Origin of the sequence: Staphylococcus sp. GDY8P196P, assembly GCF_017891705.1 — a bacterium.
GTDB classification, from domain to species: domain Bacteria; phylum Bacillota; class Bacilli; order Staphylococcales; family Staphylococcaceae; genus Staphylococcus; species Staphylococcus ureilyticus.
This window is the reverse complement of sequence record NZ_JAESJS010000037.1, coordinates 1-284: the sequence shown is the minus strand read 5'-3', so window position 1 is coordinate 284 and position 284 is coordinate 1. Positions and strand designations below refer to the sequence as shown.

Annotated in this window: 1 protein-coding gene; it reads right to left on the bottom strand. The window is 46.8% G+C overall.

What is annotated here, in order from left to right:
- Positions 1 to 284: Ig-like domain-containing protein (locus KA814_RS13490; RefSeq protein WP_245335679.1), on the bottom strand; the 284-nt coding region annotated here is incomplete at both ends.

Below are 284 nucleotides of genomic sequence, written 5' to 3'. Positions count from 1 at the left end.
TGGCGCCGTTGTGTCTTTAACCGTTGTTGTCGCTTCTTCTGATTTGTTGCCATCTTTATCTGTAGCTACAACTTTGATTGGTTCTCCACCTTCTAAATCTACATTTGATGGGATTTCGATTGTATAGTTACCTTGATCATCGGCTGTGCCTGTTGCCGTTGTTCCGTCTGGGAATGTCACTGTAACCGTTGAGCCTGGTTCTGCTGTGCCACCAATTGTTGTAGCTTCGCATGTAACTGCTTTCAACGTGGGTGCTGATGGCGCCGTTGTGTGTTTAGCCGTTG